We start from the raw sequence: 14,846 nt of genomic DNA on the forward strand, positions 1-14,846 counted from the left end.
CATGGTTGGCATAAAATATATTATGTTTTTACACATATTTATGTGTTTGTTTAAGAAATAAACCATCCCTGCCATGACCACCCCATCGCCTATATTCTGCTCAAGTTTCCGCCGTGACCGGGGGCGTAACATCGCGATAAGGCCACTTCTGTTTCACCTGCTGTTTCGGGCTGTGGTTGCCGATACGGAAACTTCGCACAGTGTTTCAATACCGCACCCCGTTCTCTTTAAGCAGGAGCAGACCAACGCAGCGGGATTCTAACCCGGTGGACACGAAAAATTACAACACCAGTGCTCTTTTTCAGTTCACATAGAGCAATAGGTAATTATTTTATATCGTGCTCACCATTACAATATTATAATTAAGGTGCAAGAATGGAAAATACTATACAGACTCTTAAGAGCAGGATAGATGCCCTTGAAACAGAACTGAATGCCATGCGTAGGACGTTTGGTGCAACTATGGAGAAAAAAGATCCAAAAGCTTGGGACAGGTTGCATGTCATAGGCAAGGAAATAGCCCGTGACTGGAAGAGCAAAAAACCAAGCTGGCAGTTAGTATCTGAGGCAAGAAGATAATATGTATTGTATAGATGCCAGTGTATTCATAAACGCTGAAATTGAAGGTGAGGAGTTCCATGAACACAGTGCGAAGCTCATGCAAAACATCAGAGACCGAGGAATTACGATAATCGTCCCAGAAATTGTATTACCTGAGATTTCATCAGCAATCGCAAGGGGCACTGATGATCCTGAAAATGCAATAGAATTTATAAAAGAGCTAAAACAGATCCCGAACATAGTGTTTGTTCCAATAGATCGGGAGCTTGCGGATAATGCTTCACAGCTTGCCGCTGAATATAGACTCAGAGGGTGTGATGCAATTTATGTGGCTGTTGCATCTTTGTTCAGAGCTAAATTAATCAGTCTTGATAAACAGCAGATAGAAAGGGCTGCAGAATGCATAGAGACTGCAAAGCCGCAAGAAGAAGTAAAAAATTTTAACAAGCATATCCGATAAGTTTCACAAGTTGCCTTTTTGCTGTTTTATCCGTGCCCCTGTTTTTAACATGCTTTCTCTACTATGTTTCGAGGCACGCGTCACAAACCCCGTACTTAAGGACGAGGCCTGTATATAGCGTTTTTTGCATAGTGCACATCCTGTGTCTCAAAATATCTCTCGACCACTTCCCAACCCTGCCCGACACTACCATGAAAGCAGCTCGGAGCCCAGAGATGGTATCCGCACCATTCTTTGAGATGCGGGAACTCCTCTCTCAAGATTCTGCTCGATCTTCCTTTTAATTTCTTCGCGATGAAGCTTAAAGAATACTTCGGAGGATAATAAGAAGGATGGGAAGGACAATTTACAAATGAAATATCGGTACAAGTAAAAACCTTTAAGAACTTTAAAAATATAGTTGTTTTTATGGTTAGATATTGGGTTGTAAGAATGACATGCGGATTAGAAGAGGATGATGATTTAGAAGATTATGAAATACCAAAGAATTATTGTTTCGATACTGAGGACTGGGAAATAGCAGAGATTAGCAATTTTGTAGGGATTGGTTGGTCTGCAATGGGTGATTTAACAAAGTTTTCAGAGAAAAATAAAGATAAACTACAAGAAATATATGAAAATACTTATGATGTGCCTCCTAAAAAAACAGATATAAGTCAAATTTTAAGATTCGTGCATGATATAAAAGCGGGACATATTATTATATTACCTACTTACCCAGAAGACGATAATGGCATAGTTTACAAAATAGGAAAAATAAAAAGTCCTGCTTATTATATCAAAAAACCTTCTGATAAAGCATATACAAGAGTAAGAAGAGACGTTGATTGGATTAAAAATATTCCCAGAGATATGCTTTTAGAACCACTTAAAAATTCTCTAAATGGGCAATTAACAGTTTTCAATGTAGATGAGCATAAGGAAGAAATCGAAGCATTGGTATCTGGTAAGCAACTTAAAACAAAGCCTATTATAATAGAAAACAAAACAGATACAATTGGAAAGCTATTTGAGGTTCAGAAAAGACTTATGGAAATTAGCCCGAGTGATTTTGAGCAATTGGCGTGTAAAACATTAAATTTGAAATATGACGTCAATACGATCAAAACTAGAGATGTTGCTGATGGAGGTGTCGATTTTGTTTGCCTTAACGATAAGGGTTATACAAAATATAGAGGGCAAATTAAAAGGGTCTCAAGAAATATATCCAACTCGGAGATACTTCAGCTTCGTGGTACTCTTATAGAAGGTGAAGAAGGTATTTTTGTAACTACATCTCACTTTACTCCATCGGCTGTAGAAGAATCTACTTTTGCCCATAAGAAAAAAATTTATTTGATTAACGGTGCACAGCTATCCCAAGCAATTTTAGATGTTTATGATGAATTAGATGACAAATATAAAAGTACTTTGAAAATAAAAAGTAAAGGAAACGAGTGATAAATTATGGTAAAATCAAAAGTACTCACAGCAGTACTACATAAGGAAGAAGATATGTATGTAGCAGAGTGTCCTGAAGTAGGTACTTTCAGTCAGGGAAAGACAATAGAAGAGGCTGTAAATAACCTCAAGGAAGCAACTGAATTGTATCTAGAAGAGTTCCCGCTGGAGAGAGAGGTAAAATCCATTATAACCACTTTTGAGGTTGCTCCAGTTGCCGAAGCTTAGGAAAGTATCAGGGAAAACTGCTATCAATATTCTCTGCAATAAATTTGGATTCAAAATTAGCGGCCAATCCGGTAGTCATGTTCGACTTTCAAAAATGACACCGGAAGGGAAAGTTGGTACTGTCGTGCCTCTGCATGAAGAATTGAAAATAGGCACGCTGCGTGGTATTCTAAAGCTGGCAAAGGTTGATCCAGATGAATTCAGAAAATATATTTAAAAATAGTTGATGTTTTTTCGATAAACCTTATCGTACCCCTGTTTTTAGCGTCACAATTGTTACATTGGGTACCCTTTCCGTTGGATTCAATGATCCAGGAGCGTGTAGGATATTAACCCAACGTCAAGGAGGACATTATGAGACCTCCCCCGGTCGCACATGAGAGCATTCTAAACCATCCCTGCCATGACCAACCCCATCGCCTATATTCTGCTCAAGTTTCCGCCGTGACCGGGGGCGTCACATCACGATAAGGCCACTTCTGGTTTGCTTGCTGTTTCGGGCTGTGGTTGCCGATAAGGGAACTCCGCACAGCATCTCACGATACTGCACTTCCCTTCTCTCCATGCGGGAGCAGCTCCGCATGGTGGGATTTTCACAAAGGCGGACATGGTGCTGTTGTTTTGCATTTTTCCAGCGTTTTCTTCAGGTGTCCTGTTGTTTGGGCTTTCTCTCTTGTGTTCCGAGGCACGCTGTGTCACGGATTCCACACTGGAATGTGCAGGGCATCGGGATGGATGCTCATGAATTCATATATACTTCGTTTAACATGCTTTCTGTGTTTCCGTTCAGGCGATTGGCAAATATAGTACAGATTTATACGTAATCCCTCAATATATCTTCAAAATCAAGAAAATTATCATGATTTATATTAAAATCAATATTCTGAGGTATAGTATTAGAATTATGAAAATTCGTCATTAATCCAATAACGACATCCTTATCGTTGTATTTTTCTTGGAACAATTCCTTGTCTTTGTTTAATTTCTTTATTGCACCTCTAAAATCGTTGTTTTCGTTATAAATGCGTTTACACTCCATTAGAATAATAAGATCATCATTAAACCCGATAGCGTCGCTATGTATTTCAGTTGAATCATTAAATATTATATCTGTGTTCCATAAAGTATTATCCAAACCAGCGCTTTCAATCTTTTTTGATGCATACCATTCAGAAAAAACACCGTTTATAAAATCTTTTTTTATTCTTTCAGATTTAAGTTGAGTAACTTTAAAAGATACGTCTCGACCACAATAACATCTACTATTTTTCAATCTCTTTGAGTTATTCAAGTAATCTTCTGATCTAACGGGAGAATTTTTATGCAGTTCTCCGGCTTCTGTTATACAATATTCATTATAGCTGCAGATTGATAGAGGATAAATTGTATTCAAAAATTTATACAAAGTATCATCTACATTAAAACTCGAATCATAATCAGTTAAAAATCTATTAATATGAGCACGTGTCTCTTCGTATTTACCATAAGCGGATGGTTTTGATATATTTGAATTTATTTCAAATATTATAGTTTCATCATCATCTTGATAGAGTGGCAAAAATAGCTCAAAAATCTTACTATTAACAGGTATCGTAAACAAGGCACCTAAATCCGGCGTATTAGGAATTAGTGGTGCTATTTTTGCCATATCTGGTGAATAACGAGGTTGAAGTTTGACAATATCTCCGCAAAAAGTATAAGCTGATCCTTTGTAAATGTTTAAAGCTTTGAATTCTTTTTTATATGTCAATTCTATTGGGTTCGATATTTTACTTTTACAGCGCTGATTTATAGTAAGTAGACCCTTATCGTTTTCTGTTATGCAATCGTCTTTTGTTATTATATCGTCCAAAATTTTAGATTTTAATTGTCCACGTTCGATTTCAAGTGGAACCAAATTTTGTCCGCAAATACAATGATTATATAAATATAGTAATAAATCATTCTTTGTCAGGTGTTGAGACAATAATATTTGTCTGATGATTTTTTTGCTGCGCTGGTATATTTCATTAACCAAAAGCGAACCTCTTATTTATATTCCTTGAATTTCTCCAAATCTTTAGCCGTATATCGATCTGCAATTTCAGAGTGAATCTCTTTGGAAGCATTTTCTAAGTCAATTGCCATATTTTCATAAGTTGGTTTTCCATTGACAAACTCCATCCAAAGATCCGCTTCACCGGATATCTTCAAAATGTCTGGAATAATTTTTAAAACATTTACTGTTTCACTATTTACTGAGAATGTATTTGTATCTTTATCAAAACCAAGAATACCATTAGATAAGAATGAAATTAGAAGAGGTTTTAAGCGATTATCTATCTCTAATATTTCTTTAAAAGTAATGTCTTTTCCTGCTCCAAGTACATTTAAGGATTCTTTTACATTATCAAGGAAAATTGGATATTCATTTAAATCATCTATACTCTGCCACAACATCCCACATGACCTTATAGCATTTCTTACCATATCGGATTCAACTCTAGTTGGATGGATTTTAAGGATGGAATTTCTTAACCAAACAGGAACTATGTAAAAATAATGGTCTACATTATTTTTAAAAACCTCAATAAGACCATTCCTCTGCATTCCATTAATAATTTTGCTTAGCGAATTTTTGACGGATTCTTTTTCATATGCTGGAAATTTTTCAAATGCAAGGCTTTCGATTTTTTCTGAAGAAATGCCGGGCATTTTTCTGCACCATTCAAAAATAGTGCGATTAAATTTATCCTCAAGCATATCATCGAGGCCTTCATTTATGCGATCCCCATATATTTCAAATGACAAATAGGGTATCATACAATTGGATTCAGTCACCTTGATGATACCAAATGTTTGCATTAATGAAATTAATGACACATACTTTCCCTTATTGAGACCAAAATCTACTGGATTTATATCTTCAAAAAGTGGTTTATCCTGGTTGATGCAATCAAGCATAACAATTCCATCAGTGCTAATAATCTTTCTACTCATCCAGGGTTCAGGATCATTCAACCAGGTTTTAAGTTCGCCTCCGCATTTTTGAAGAAGATCGGAAGGATTATCAAAAATTTTATAAATATTACCCATTTTATCATTGTTTATGAATTTCATCCGGCGTGCTTTGTCAAAGATTACATCGAATTTTTTTGATATGTCTGTATGGGAAGGGTCGCTTTCAGAAAACCAAAACCTAAGTTTTTCCATCCTTAAATCCTTATAAGGTGGGGAATAAATTGAGCAAATGGCAAGATCAATAATTCGTGCGTGTTGTATAGTGAAAGAAAATACCGATCTAGCTTCTAAAGCATTTTGACTTAAATCATATAATTGTGATCTATTCCCGATAATGGCAGCATTACTACCAACAATCTCATCATCAACTTGCTTGAAAGCCAATTTGCGGTTATTTGATAAATTAATGGTCATTTGTTCCACTCCTTATTTCGTCTCCTTAGCAAGTCATTCTTTATTACTATTAATTTTTCATTATTATAATCAACGGTTTTGACTACTTCGTTATTAGAAAAATCCCAAATCACGTCTTCAAATTCTTCACGTTTAGACCTTAAAAAGTCCAAAGTCGGATTTAAAGAAAAAAATATCAGTATTCTTCTGAAGTTTGAAAAATAAGAAATTTTTTTATAACTATAATATTCTACTAAATTTTCTAGTACAAATTGAAAATAATCAGTAATAAAACTCCTTGAACTTAAATATAAATTAGATAAGGCAGTATTCCTCCTATCTTCAATAAAACCATGATGAATAGTTGCATAGCCTTGCTGATTTACCCATTCTGAAGCATTATTCCATCTTGCAATTATTTTTAAAAGAATGGAATCTGCTAAAATTGATCCTCTTTTAGTCAATGAATAATTTCCATTAACATTTCTAAGTATTTTATCTTGCCGCAGTTCTTCTAAATTTCTTTTAATATCATTTTCATTATTAGGTAAATATTGTAATATGTCACGAAGATTGAAAATTGCTCCATCTCCGCCCATCCATAAAGTTAAACATAATATATATTCTTTTAATTCATTATCTTCTTTTTGGACTTGAGATAATTCAGATTTTTTTTCCTTGTAATTTAAATCATTTTTTGGAAAATCATTGATATTATTCTTAAAAATTTCTGTTTGTTTAAATCTCATTTCCTCGATAAGTTCATTTGATGTTGATGTGTTAGGTTTATTTTCAACTGGTACATTTAGAAATTCTATTGCTTTTTGTTTTATTTCGTCATCATCTGTTTTCAATAGTAGTCTACTTATATCACGACGAACTTCGATTGGAATATTTTTTCCTAAAATGCCATTAAATGAAGTCAATATCCATAATCGTACTGGTTTTGACTCATCTTTTGCAGCTTTTGTCAGAATATTAATTGCTTCATTCTTAGGCAGATCAGTGTAATTTTTGAAAGCTAGCTTTAAACCATCAATTCTATCATTATGATTAATGCTATTTAGTTTCTTATTTATTATCTCTATGCGCAAGATATTTTTATTATTGAAAATGTCCTTAACATTCTCAACTTTCTCATCTTGTTGTATAACCATAACTTTTTTCTCATTAACTGATATACTTTATTCGTTATAAAATCTTTCGGCTATTTATATATAGCCTGAAAGCTAAAAGAGATTTCCAATTGAGTAAACAGGTTAAGTGAAAAACATTATAATTCAAAACATTAGTCACGGCGAAAATGTTCGGAAATTTGTTTGTCGCTGCTTATGATATTTTGGGGATAAACTTAGCTCGTCCAATAGTCCTTATCTCTTCATAGCGTTTTTTGCATGGTGCACATCCTGTGTCTCAATATATCTCTCGACCACCTCCCAACCCTGCCCGACACTACCATGGAAACAGCTCGGCGCCCAGAGATGGTCTCTGCATCATTCTTTGAGATGCGGAAAGTGCTATTGTATTTGTTATTTCTTACTGAGCGCTTTTGATAGAAAATACAACCCGACCAGGATTAAACCAAGCTTAATTAATTCATCTATGGAACTATCTTTAGCCGAGGGCTGCTCTTTTGTGATTAAATAGCGTAATTCCTCTTCCTCTTTATTAGTAAGATAGCTAAGTCTGGATTTGCCCAGGAGATATTCCATCCTTCCGGCTTCTTGAGGCGTCAGGTTCATTTGTTCCCTCTCTTGAAAGCTTTTTCAGCTTGGGTTAATCCCACCCGATATAGAAGTTCTTTAAGCGGTTCGATTGGTTCATTGTCTAAATGAGGCACAGCAAGCGTATGCATCAAACCTTTAAGCACATCCTCTCCAAATTCTGTAAGGTCATAAAAGGAATGGCTATCTATACCTTCTTTTTTGGCATATTCGTTTTCGATAAGTGCTCCCTTCTCAAGTATCTTCAGGTGATGAGATAGAATACTGCTGTCTTTACGGGGTATTTCTAATTCAGTCATTATTTGAGAGAAAGACAATTCACCATATTTGAAAAGCACAAAAAAAATGGCCAGTCTAAAATCATCATTTAAAGCTTCTATTGCTCGCTTAAGCTCTAAAGGCATTTCATTTGCATACTCTTCTATTTTTTTGTTAGTATATATTCCCATAGCATACCTCTCTTAGAGGCTCCTTTTATAAGTATACTCAGGTTTACTTGAGTATATTTGTTTGTACTAACGTAAAAGCTTTATCCATTAAGTCTATCTTAAAAGAGCGTGAATCTAAACGTAAAGAGGATTCAAAAAAGATTCGATGAATTTCAAAGGAAGAAAAAAGAATCTATCCTTGCATATAAGGATAAAATTCACATAGTCATCTATGGTGCTTATAATCCTCCATCTGATGAGAAGCATTTAGGGGAAAAAGAACGGCTAATAAAACTTCGTGATCGCTTGAGAGAAGATGGATATACAAATACTGCCATAGTTGAAGATTTTACTAGTTCTGAAGCATCAGATACTCCGAACTTAGAAAAGAGTTTAGATTGCCTGGAATGGGCTGATTTAAACATCCTTGTATTTACATGCAGAGGGAAAACAGGTAGTGTAGCAAGAGAGTTGATTCATGCTATAGACGATCCAAAGATACTCTGGAAATGCAGGATATTTGAGGAAATAGACAGAGGAATACCAGCAATGGAAACTCTTTTAAAAGAAGAACTTTCATTACAAAGATATACAGTTACTCAAGTAAAAAGAGAAGACGATGGTGACTTATATGAGCATGTTTCCAGCGATGTGTTTAAGTTCTTGAGAAAAAACATTCAAAGATTTGTATCCCGCGTGAATACCTAGGCTTAATAACCTGAGATTCAGGGTTTTATAGACTACGTTCAAAAAAGAATCTTATCCTCTAAACCCACTTTTCCAATAATCTCTTTTTGTTCATTCGTAAGAACAGTGATTTTATCCATTCTCTCTCCGCCTAGGGTGAGAGTTGTTTTTCTAATCCTTCCCAGTTCATCCAAACTCTCTTTGACTCTTTCCCACCCATTAACACCAAGATGATGTTTATACAGAGCAAGTGTCAGATATGCAAATAATCAGAAACCCTTGTTTCCTCACTTGACAATGCCATGCGTAGGACTCTTGGTGCAACGATGGAAAAAAAGATCCAAAAGCTTGGGACAGGTTGCATGTCATAGGCAAGGAAATAGCCCGTGACTGGAAGAGCAAAAACCAAGCTGGCAGTTAGTATCTGAGACAAGAAGATAATATGTATTATGAAGAAAGAGAAACCAGCCCATTTTCCTCAACTCAGGCTCAGGAAGTGTATATAGAATAGTTCTCCAAGTACGCTTTTTAGCCTCAAAACTCCTCAAGCCTGCACTTTCCTTCTCTTCATGCGGGAGCAGCTCCGCATGGTGAGATTTTCACCCCGGCGGACATGGTGCTGTAGCTTTTTATGTCCTGTTGTTTGTTCTTTCTCTCTTCTATTCAGGCGTAAATATTACTTTGCGATGCTGCCTATATAATTGAGTACATTGTAAGCTTATGCTGTTGCCTTGGATATTATTATCTTTTTATCTTGTACAGAGAAATTTACTTCGGTTCCTTCTCGTATGGAAAGGGCATCGGCTATTTCCTTGGGTATTCTGACTGCGATACTGCCTCCAAGGTTGAAAGTTTTGCGCTTGAACAGATCTACAAGCCTATCATGTTCTTTTTCATCTATCCATTCATCTTTGCATTGAGGACAGACCTCAACAGTAGCCCATACGCCTTTTTCTATCTCCTTACGTTCCTTTCTCATCTCTGTTTCGCATAGGGGGCATTTTGTCATATTTTATTCCTCTATTGTCAATATATAAATCGTCCCGCTTCTAACGGTGTAAACGAAACGTATTCTTGCGTCTCCAATTTCACTCTGAATGATTCCAATCTCTCCATCTTTATTGCACTTTTTTATATGTCTACCGGTTTTCAGGTAATGCCGTACTTCATCAGTTTTCATCTGGAAACGTTCTTTTAACCGATTGGAAGCATGTATTCTGTATTTTATTGGAGCTTTATGAAAGTCGGTCAATGAGTATCAGTATTACTTAGATACTGATAGTATATTAATTTATTCCACCGATTCACCAACCATATTTTCACCAAAATCAGAGGGATGCTCAATATTAGCTTTCGTCTGGCGTATCCCTTACCATAGGAGGACGTTATGAGACCTCCCTCGGTCGCATAAGAGAGCTTTCGTAACCATCCCGACCATGACCACCCCAGTACTCACTATCCGCACGGTCTCTCATGATATCGAGCTACCAGTTCTCTTCATTCGAGAGCAGATTCAAATGGCGGGATTTCAACCCAAGAGACATTTTGTTATTATTTTCTGATGTCTTGTCTGTTATACTTTCTCTCTTATGCTTCGAGGCACGCTGCGTCACGCACCATGTCTTGAAGAACAGAGCATCGGTAAGTATGCTCATGGATTCGTGTTCCTATTAATTTGCTTTGTCTCTATAGAAAAATTGTATTTTAGCTAATGATCTATGTATTCCAAAGCTTCTATTTCATTAAACATACGAATATTATTTTTTTCTAAACAATTTCTTACATTTTGAAAATGGGTTTCTTCTGCAACAAGAAGTTTATCGTTGTTAGAAAGCGCAAGTCTTACGTATATGCAATCTTCGTTTTTAAATTTATTATCTAGTTGTCTTATTATACATAAGGGGAGATCAGGCAAATTTTTGGAAGAGACACCAAATTTTCTTCTAAGTTCTATAATCCATTGCTGTAAAAATTCTTTATCTTTTTGCTCACACATTAGATTCTTTCTACCGGGCATGGGTTTATATTCATTTATGACATCTAAATTTACTACAACATAATGATTCTTCTTAACCTGGTCTAAGAATTCACGCGTAATATCATTGTTGTTCTTTTTACATACATTGCCTAATATACTAGCATCAATCACCCATCTTAGTTTCATTATAAGTCTCCAATCCAATTCAAAATATCATGTTTGCGCTCATTAGAGCCTCTTCATATCGTTCTTCAAAGAAACCTTCAGGAAAATTTTGAAATTGCCCTTTTTTATTAATAGTCACATCGATCACTTCTGTGCCATCTTTTGTTGGGTTAAAATAATAAACCGCAACATCATCATTGTTTAATTTACCTTGTGCAATTCTGGTACAAACTCTTGAAATTATTAGGTCACTATGAGTTTCAACAATAACGCTATTTTGTCCATTCTTAGCGATGTCGACAAGGAGATCTCCCATTGTAGCTTGTGCTTTCGGATGAAGGTGAATTTCTGGCTGTTCAACAAGGATTGTGGAATCTTTGGTGATAAATCCTTCAACGATTATTGGTAAAATTTGAGATGCACCAAAACCAACGTCTGCAATATTAATCCATATCCCTGTATTGAATTCTTTAATAATTATTTCGTATCTTTTTGAGCCTCTTCTCAGTTCTTGAACTTTAAAATCTGAAGCTATACAAAATTCTTTAAACCATTTATTCACTCTTTCTTTAGTTTCAGGATTTGATATTAATTCATCAACTACCCACTCTCCACTTTTCCCAACTTCAAGAGGGACGGCACCACTGGCTGTATATATTCTTTGTGGCTCTCGCCGCAAAGGGCCTATATGGAAAATATGATCAAATAATTTTATTAACTTTTTTTCCTGATTTTCAACAAAAAGAATTAGATATATATCATCTATGTTTTTATATAATTTATTTTTTAATTTTTTAGTATGTTTATTTTTTTCAGTTTTAATTATTTCTTCTTCGACCTTTATTAACTCATTATCACCTAAAACTATATTTTTAATTTTAAAAAATTTAAAAAAATCAATTTCATACTTTTTCCCCATATGGTTTTTTAAATTTGATATATTTAAAAAATAACTTCCATTTCTGTTTCTAACAACTTCGTAATCAAAATTATCAAAATAGATTGTATCAGAATGAACTCCAAAATTTCTAAATCTTTTCAAAAAAATAGATTCATTAGACTTTTGAAAAGCAAATTCAACTTCGAACTTATTTTTTGTATCTGCTAATTTTATTGTAATGTTATTTTTAAGGTTATGTTCCCAAACAATATCTTTGAAGGAACCCAAATCAATATAATCTTGTAAGATTAATGCGCTTTTCATATCTCTATTTTGGATGGTTTGTCGTAATGTTAAAATTGCTTGAAAAATACTTGTTTTACCAGAACTATTTGGTCCAACTAAAAAAGTAATTGGTTTAATTTCCAATTTTCCTGTATCCCTCAATGATTTAAAATTATGTATGTACAACTCTTTCAGCATATTTATATATACATTTTATACGTTTATAAAAACCTATCGATTTTTGAGACCTTTTAATTAGCATGAGAGCATGAGAAACGCCTACACCATACTTGAAGGGTACAGGGCTTGTTAGCGTTTTTTGCCGATTAAGCTTTTTCACCGCTAGTACAGCTCCGGGCAGAAATATATCTTTCCACCACTTCCCAGCCCTGCCCAACTGAGCCATGATAGCAACCAGGAGTCCAGAAATGACCTTCGCATCTTTAAAGTCGGTGCAGGGCTCCAATGTGGGGCGACTCTAAAGGTGCGCTGCAAGCCTTACCCACATGGCTTGCCATTTCCTCCGAAGTCACCTGCACCGGACGATACTCAGTTTCCGTATTACTTTAATCTTACGGTCTCATCCTTTTCCTGTCAAATAAAAACGCCTACCCCTTTATCTTCTTCAGCCTGAACGTGTTCTCTCGTTCCATCTCCTCAAGCCTTAATACGATAAAGTCCCTGGCCTCTGTAAGCTCGGGTATGACCTTGAACTCAAGGGCATTCACCCTGCGCTTTGTCTTCTCTATATCCTCAAGCAGTTTCTTCATTGTTGTCTCGATCTCAGCAGCGAGTATGACCTTCTCAACCAGGATCTCATAGGCATCAACAGCCTCATCAATACGTGAACTTGTACCGATTATGCCGTAGCCGTGCTCATCAAGCCTCTTGTGCACACTTGATGCATCGATCTTGGGGACAACTACGCCCATCACGTTCCTGCTCTCAAGCTCAAGTTTCGGGGTATCCTTGAGGGCAAAGGCCGTGGACTTCACCACAACTATACCTTCCACGGATTTTGCTATAGCAAGCTTAAGCGAGGCGATAGCGAACTGCTTCTCAACTTCGGCTCTCACATCCCTGGCCTTCTCAAGTATGGCAAATAATTCAAGGATCAGGCCGTCGCGCTTCATTTTAAGAAGCTTGTGCCCGCTCTGGCTGAGCTTGATCTTCTTTTTAAGCTCGATAAGCTCTGAGCGTGTGGGCTTTATATTGTCCTTGATAGCCATACTACTCTTTCTTCCCCTTATAGGTAGGGTGATATTTCTGGATATACTTATTATCGATCCTTGTGAGCTGTGCCTCAGGAAGCTCAGAGAGAAGTTCCCATCCAAGGTCAAGCGTCGCTTCGATATCCCTGTTCTCATCAGCTCCCTGGCGCACGAACCGGTCCTCGAACATATCTGCAAACTCAAGGAGCTTCTTATCCCTGTCAGACAGTGCATCCTTGCCCACTATGGCAACAAGTCCTCTCAGGTCCTTACCTTCAGCATATCCAGCGTACAGCTGGTCAGATACTGGCTTGTGATCGTCCCTTGTCCTGGTCGCGCCTATGCCTGAGTTCATCAGTCTTGAGAGCGAGGGCAGGACATTGACAGGAGGATAGATACCTTTCCTGTGCAGTTCTCTTGAAATAACGATCTGCCCTTCTGTGATATACCCTGAGAGATCAGGGATCGGGTGCGTGATATCATCGCCAGGCATTGATAATATGGAGAACTGGGTAACAGATCCCTTTCTTCCCTTGACGACACCTGCGCGCTCATACAGAGAGGCAAGGTCTGTGTACATGTATCCTGGATATCCGCGCCTGCCGGGCACTTCTTCCCTGGCGGCGCCCATCTGGCGCAGCGCCTCGCAGTAGTTCGTGATATCGGTCAGGATAACGAGCACATGCATATCATGTTCATATGCAAGGTACTCTGCCGCAGTGAGTGCAAGTCTTGGTGTGATAAGCCGCTCCACAGCCGGGTCATCAGCTAAATTGAGAAATACCACTGCGCGCTCAAGTGCGCCTGTTCTCTCAAAGTCGCGCATGAAATACTGCGCCTCTTCATTGGTGATGCCCATAGCTGCAAACACCACTGCGAACTGCTCATCAGACCCCCTCACCTTTGATTGTCTTGCTATCTGAAGGGCGATCTCATTGTGCGGGAGACCCGATCCAGAGAAGATTGGAAGCTTTTGTCCCCTGACAAGTGTGTTCATCCCGTCTATCGTTGATATGCCTGTCTGGATAAAGTCCTTTGGTGGAAGGCGGGCGTATGGATTTATTGCAGCACCTGTTATCTCAAGCCTGTCCTCTGGTATGATCCTTGGTCCTCCATCAAGAGGCTCGCCAGATCCTGACAGGATTCTGCCCAGAAGATCAATCGAGACCGGAAGTTTAATGGTCTCACCCGTGAATCTCACGCTTGATTCTTTACTAAGTCCTCCCGCACCTTCGAATACCTGGATAACAACTATATCCTCAGAGGTATCAAGCACCTGTCCTCTCTTGCTTGTACCGTCAGGAAGTGTGATATTGACAAGTTCATTGTATCCTACAGGTTCTGTCTTCTCGACAAAGATGAGCGGACCTGCGATTTCCCTGATAGTCTTGTATTCTTTAGTCATG

The 14,846-nt window shown here is 37.2% G+C and carries 19 protein-coding genes; 6 read left to right on the forward strand and 13 right to left on the reverse strand.

What is annotated here, in order from left to right:
* Positions 1-375: 375 nt before the first annotated feature.
* Both ANME2D_RS09825 and ANME2D_RS09830 read left to right on the forward strand, forming a co-directional pair.
* Positions 376-579 carry a hypothetical protein gene (locus ANME2D_RS09825; RefSeq protein WP_048091198.1) on the forward strand — a complete coding sequence of 68 codons (204 nt, stop codon included), beginning with the start codon at positions 376-378 and terminating at the stop codon, positions 577-579.
* Between the two features lies 1 nt (position 580).
* Positions 581-1,021, forward strand: a complete 441-nt coding sequence (locus tag ANME2D_RS09830) for a type II toxin-antitoxin system VapC family toxin (protein WP_048091200.1) — start codon at positions 581-583, stop codon at positions 1,019-1,021.
* A 95-nt stretch (positions 1,022-1,116) separates the two neighbouring features.
* Here the strand turns inward: ANME2D_RS09830 and ANME2D_RS19035 are convergent, their stop codons facing one another.
* Positions 1,117-1,455: a transposase gene (locus tag ANME2D_RS19035; protein WP_081810229.1), complete on the reverse strand. Its 339-nt coding sequence runs from the start codon at positions 1,453-1,455 to the stop codon at positions 1,117-1,119.
* On the opposite strand from ANME2D_RS19035, the gene ANME2D_RS09835 reads away from it, so the two are divergent.
* From ANME2D_RS09835 to ANME2D_RS09845, 3 genes are read left to right on the forward strand one after another with little or no spacing between them, the layout of a single operon-like run.
* Complete coding sequence (locus ANME2D_RS09835; RefSeq protein ID WP_081810230.1) at positions 1,430-2,461, forward strand: restriction endonuclease; 1,032 nt, start codon at positions 1,430-1,432, stop codon at positions 2,459-2,461. The two genes, ANME2D_RS19035 and ANME2D_RS09835, sit on opposite strands and share 26 nt — an antisense overlap.
* A 6-nt stretch (positions 2,462-2,467) precedes the next feature.
* The gene (locus ANME2D_RS09840; protein WP_048091204.1) at positions 2,468-2,689 is read left to right on the forward strand and encodes a type II toxin-antitoxin system HicB family antitoxin; all 222 of its coding nucleotides are present in this window, start codon (positions 2,468-2,470) and stop codon (positions 2,687-2,689) included.
* Positions 2,676-2,906, forward strand: a complete 231-nt coding sequence (locus ANME2D_RS09845; RefSeq protein ID WP_048091206.1) for a type II toxin-antitoxin system HicA family toxin — start codon at positions 2,676-2,678, stop codon at positions 2,904-2,906. The genes ANME2D_RS09840 and ANME2D_RS09845 overlap by 14 nt, the downstream gene beginning before the upstream one ends.
* A gap of 597 nt (positions 2,907-3,503) precedes the next feature.
* Here the strand turns inward: ANME2D_RS09845 and ANME2D_RS09850 are convergent.
* The 5 genes from ANME2D_RS09850 to ANME2D_RS09870 all read right to left on the reverse strand — a co-directional run bounded on the left by ANME2D_RS09850 (position 3,504) and on the right by ANME2D_RS09870 (position 8,255).
* Positions 3,504-4,586 carry a hypothetical protein gene (locus tag ANME2D_RS09850; protein WP_157834057.1) on the reverse strand — a complete coding sequence of 361 codons (1,083 nt, stop codon included), beginning with the start codon at positions 4,584-4,586 and terminating at the stop codon, positions 3,504-3,506.
* Positions 4,587-4,717: 131 nt separating this feature from the next.
* The gene (locus tag ANME2D_RS09855; protein WP_048091210.1) at positions 4,718-6,103 is read right to left on the reverse strand and encodes a hypothetical protein; all 1,386 of its coding nucleotides are present in this window, start codon (positions 6,101-6,103) and stop codon (positions 4,718-4,720) included.
* Positions 6,100-7,239: a HEAT repeat domain-containing protein gene (locus tag ANME2D_RS09860; RefSeq protein ID WP_048091212.1), complete on the reverse strand. Its 1,140-nt coding sequence runs from the start codon at positions 7,237-7,239 to the stop codon at positions 6,100-6,102. Before ANME2D_RS09860 ends, ANME2D_RS09855 begins: the two co-directional genes overlap by 4 nt.
* Before the next feature lie 372 nt (positions 7,240-7,611).
* Positions 7,612-7,824, reverse strand: a complete 213-nt coding sequence (locus ANME2D_RS09865) for a hypothetical protein (RefSeq protein WP_048091215.1) — start codon at positions 7,822-7,824, stop codon at positions 7,612-7,614.
* The gene (locus ANME2D_RS09870; RefSeq protein WP_048091217.1) at positions 7,821-8,255 is read right to left on the reverse strand and encodes an ArsR/SmtB family transcription factor; all 435 of its coding nucleotides are present in this window, start codon (positions 8,253-8,255) and stop codon (positions 7,821-7,823) included. Before ANME2D_RS09870 ends, ANME2D_RS09865 begins: the two co-directional genes overlap by 4 nt.
* Positions 8,256-8,363: 108 nt before the next feature.
* Between ANME2D_RS09870 and ANME2D_RS09875 the strand changes: the two genes are divergently transcribed.
* Entirely contained in the window at positions 8,364-8,942 is a 579-nt protein-coding gene (locus ANME2D_RS09875) for a hypothetical protein (RefSeq protein ID WP_048091219.1), read from the forward strand.
* 38 nt (positions 8,943-8,980) lie between these two features.
* Here ANME2D_RS09875 and ANME2D_RS18840 read toward each other — a convergent pair whose 3' ends face one another.
* The 7 genes from ANME2D_RS18840 to ANME2D_RS09905 all read right to left on the reverse strand — a co-directional run bounded on the left by ANME2D_RS18840 (position 8,981) and on the right by ANME2D_RS09905 (position 14,845).
* Positions 8,981-9,115: a hypothetical protein gene (locus tag ANME2D_RS18840; RefSeq protein ID WP_277812934.1), complete on the reverse strand. Its 135-nt coding sequence runs from the start codon at positions 9,113-9,115 to the stop codon at positions 8,981-8,983.
* A 524-nt stretch (positions 9,116-9,639) separates the two neighbouring features.
* Entirely contained in the window at positions 9,640-9,930 is a 291-nt protein-coding gene (locus ANME2D_RS09880; protein WP_048091221.1) for an AbrB/MazE/SpoVT family DNA-binding domain-containing protein, read from the reverse strand.
* Between the two features lie 475 nt (positions 9,931-10,405).
* On the reverse strand, positions 10,406-10,576 hold the full coding sequence (locus tag ANME2D_RS18020) for a hypothetical protein (protein WP_157834058.1): 171 nt from the start codon (positions 10,574-10,576) through the stop codon (positions 10,406-10,408).
* 53 nt (positions 10,577-10,629) lie between these two features.
* Entirely contained in the window at positions 10,630-11,085 is a 456-nt protein-coding gene (locus ANME2D_RS09885; RefSeq protein WP_048091223.1) for a hypothetical protein, read from the reverse strand.
* Between the two features lie 19 nt (positions 11,086-11,104).
* Positions 11,105-12,427 carry an AAA family ATPase gene (locus ANME2D_RS09890; protein WP_048091225.1) on the reverse strand — a complete coding sequence of 441 codons (1,323 nt, stop codon included), beginning with the start codon at positions 12,425-12,427 and terminating at the stop codon, positions 11,105-11,107.
* 410 nt (positions 12,428-12,837) lie between these two features.
* The gene (locus ANME2D_RS09900; RefSeq protein WP_048091230.1) at positions 12,838-13,458 is read right to left on the reverse strand and encodes a V-type ATP synthase subunit D; all 621 of its coding nucleotides are present in this window, start codon (positions 13,456-13,458) and stop codon (positions 12,838-12,840) included.
* Between the two features lies 1 nt (position 13,459).
* A complete protein-coding gene (locus tag ANME2D_RS09905; protein WP_048091232.1) occupies positions 13,460-14,845 on the reverse strand; it encodes an ATP synthase subunit B in 1,386 nt (461 codons plus the stop codon).
* Between the last annotated feature and the right edge of the window lies 1 nt (position 14,846).

This window comes from Candidatus Methanoperedens nitratireducens (assembly GCF_000685155.1).
Classification (GTDB): domain Archaea; phylum Halobacteriota; class Methanosarcinia; order Methanosarcinales; family Methanoperedenaceae; genus Methanoperedens; species Methanoperedens nitratireducens.

Bases quoted from the DNA above. Each gene is read 5' to 3' on its own strand.
- ANME2D_RS18020 (WP_157834058.1), bottom strand. From the start codon at position 10,576: ATGAGCATACTTACCGATGCTCTGTTCTTCAAGACATGGTGCGTGACG.
- ANME2D_RS09890 (WP_048091225.1), bottom strand. From the start codon at position 12,427: ATGCTGAAAGAGTTGTACATACATAATTTTAAATCATTGAGGGATACA.
- ANME2D_RS09880 (WP_048091221.1), bottom strand. From the start codon at position 9,930: ATGACAAAATGCCCCCTATGCGAAACAGAGATGAGAAAGGAACGTAAG.
- ANME2D_RS09825 (WP_048091198.1), top strand. From the start codon at position 376: ATGGAAAATACTATACAGACTCTTAAGAGCAGGATAGATGCCCTTGAA.
- ANME2D_RS09865 (WP_048091215.1), bottom strand. From the start codon at position 7,824: ATGAACCTGACGCCTCAAGAAGCCGGAAGGATGGAATATCTCCTGGGC.
- ANME2D_RS09830 (WP_048091200.1), top strand. From the start codon at position 581: ATGTATTGTATAGATGCCAGTGTATTCATAAACGCTGAAATTGAAGGT.
- ANME2D_RS09860 (WP_048091212.1), bottom strand. From the start codon at position 7,239: ATGGTTATACAACAAGATGAGAAAGTTGAGAATGTTAAGGACATTTTC.
- ANME2D_RS09870 (WP_048091217.1), bottom strand. From the start codon at position 8,255: ATGGGAATATATACTAACAAAAAAATAGAAGAGTATGCAAATGAAATG.
- ANME2D_RS09840 (WP_048091204.1), top strand. From the start codon at position 2,468: ATGGTAAAATCAAAAGTACTCACAGCAGTACTACATAAGGAAGAAGAT.
- ANME2D_RS09905 (WP_048091232.1), bottom strand. From the start codon at position 14,845: ATGACTAAAGAATACAAGACTATCAGGGAAATCGCAGGTCCGCTCATC.
- ANME2D_RS09885 (WP_048091223.1), bottom strand. From the start codon at position 11,085: ATGAAACTAAGATGGGTGATTGATGCTAGTATATTAGGCAATGTATGT.
- ANME2D_RS09855 (WP_048091210.1), bottom strand. From the start codon at position 6,103: ATGACCATTAATTTATCAAATAACCGCAAATTGGCTTTCAAGCAAGTT.
- ANME2D_RS09900 (WP_048091230.1), bottom strand. From the start codon at position 13,458: ATGGCTATCAAGGACAATATAAAGCCCACACGCTCAGAGCTTATCGAG.
- ANME2D_RS09835 (WP_081810230.1), top strand. From the start codon at position 1,430: ATGGTTAGATATTGGGTTGTAAGAATGACATGCGGATTAGAAGAGGAT.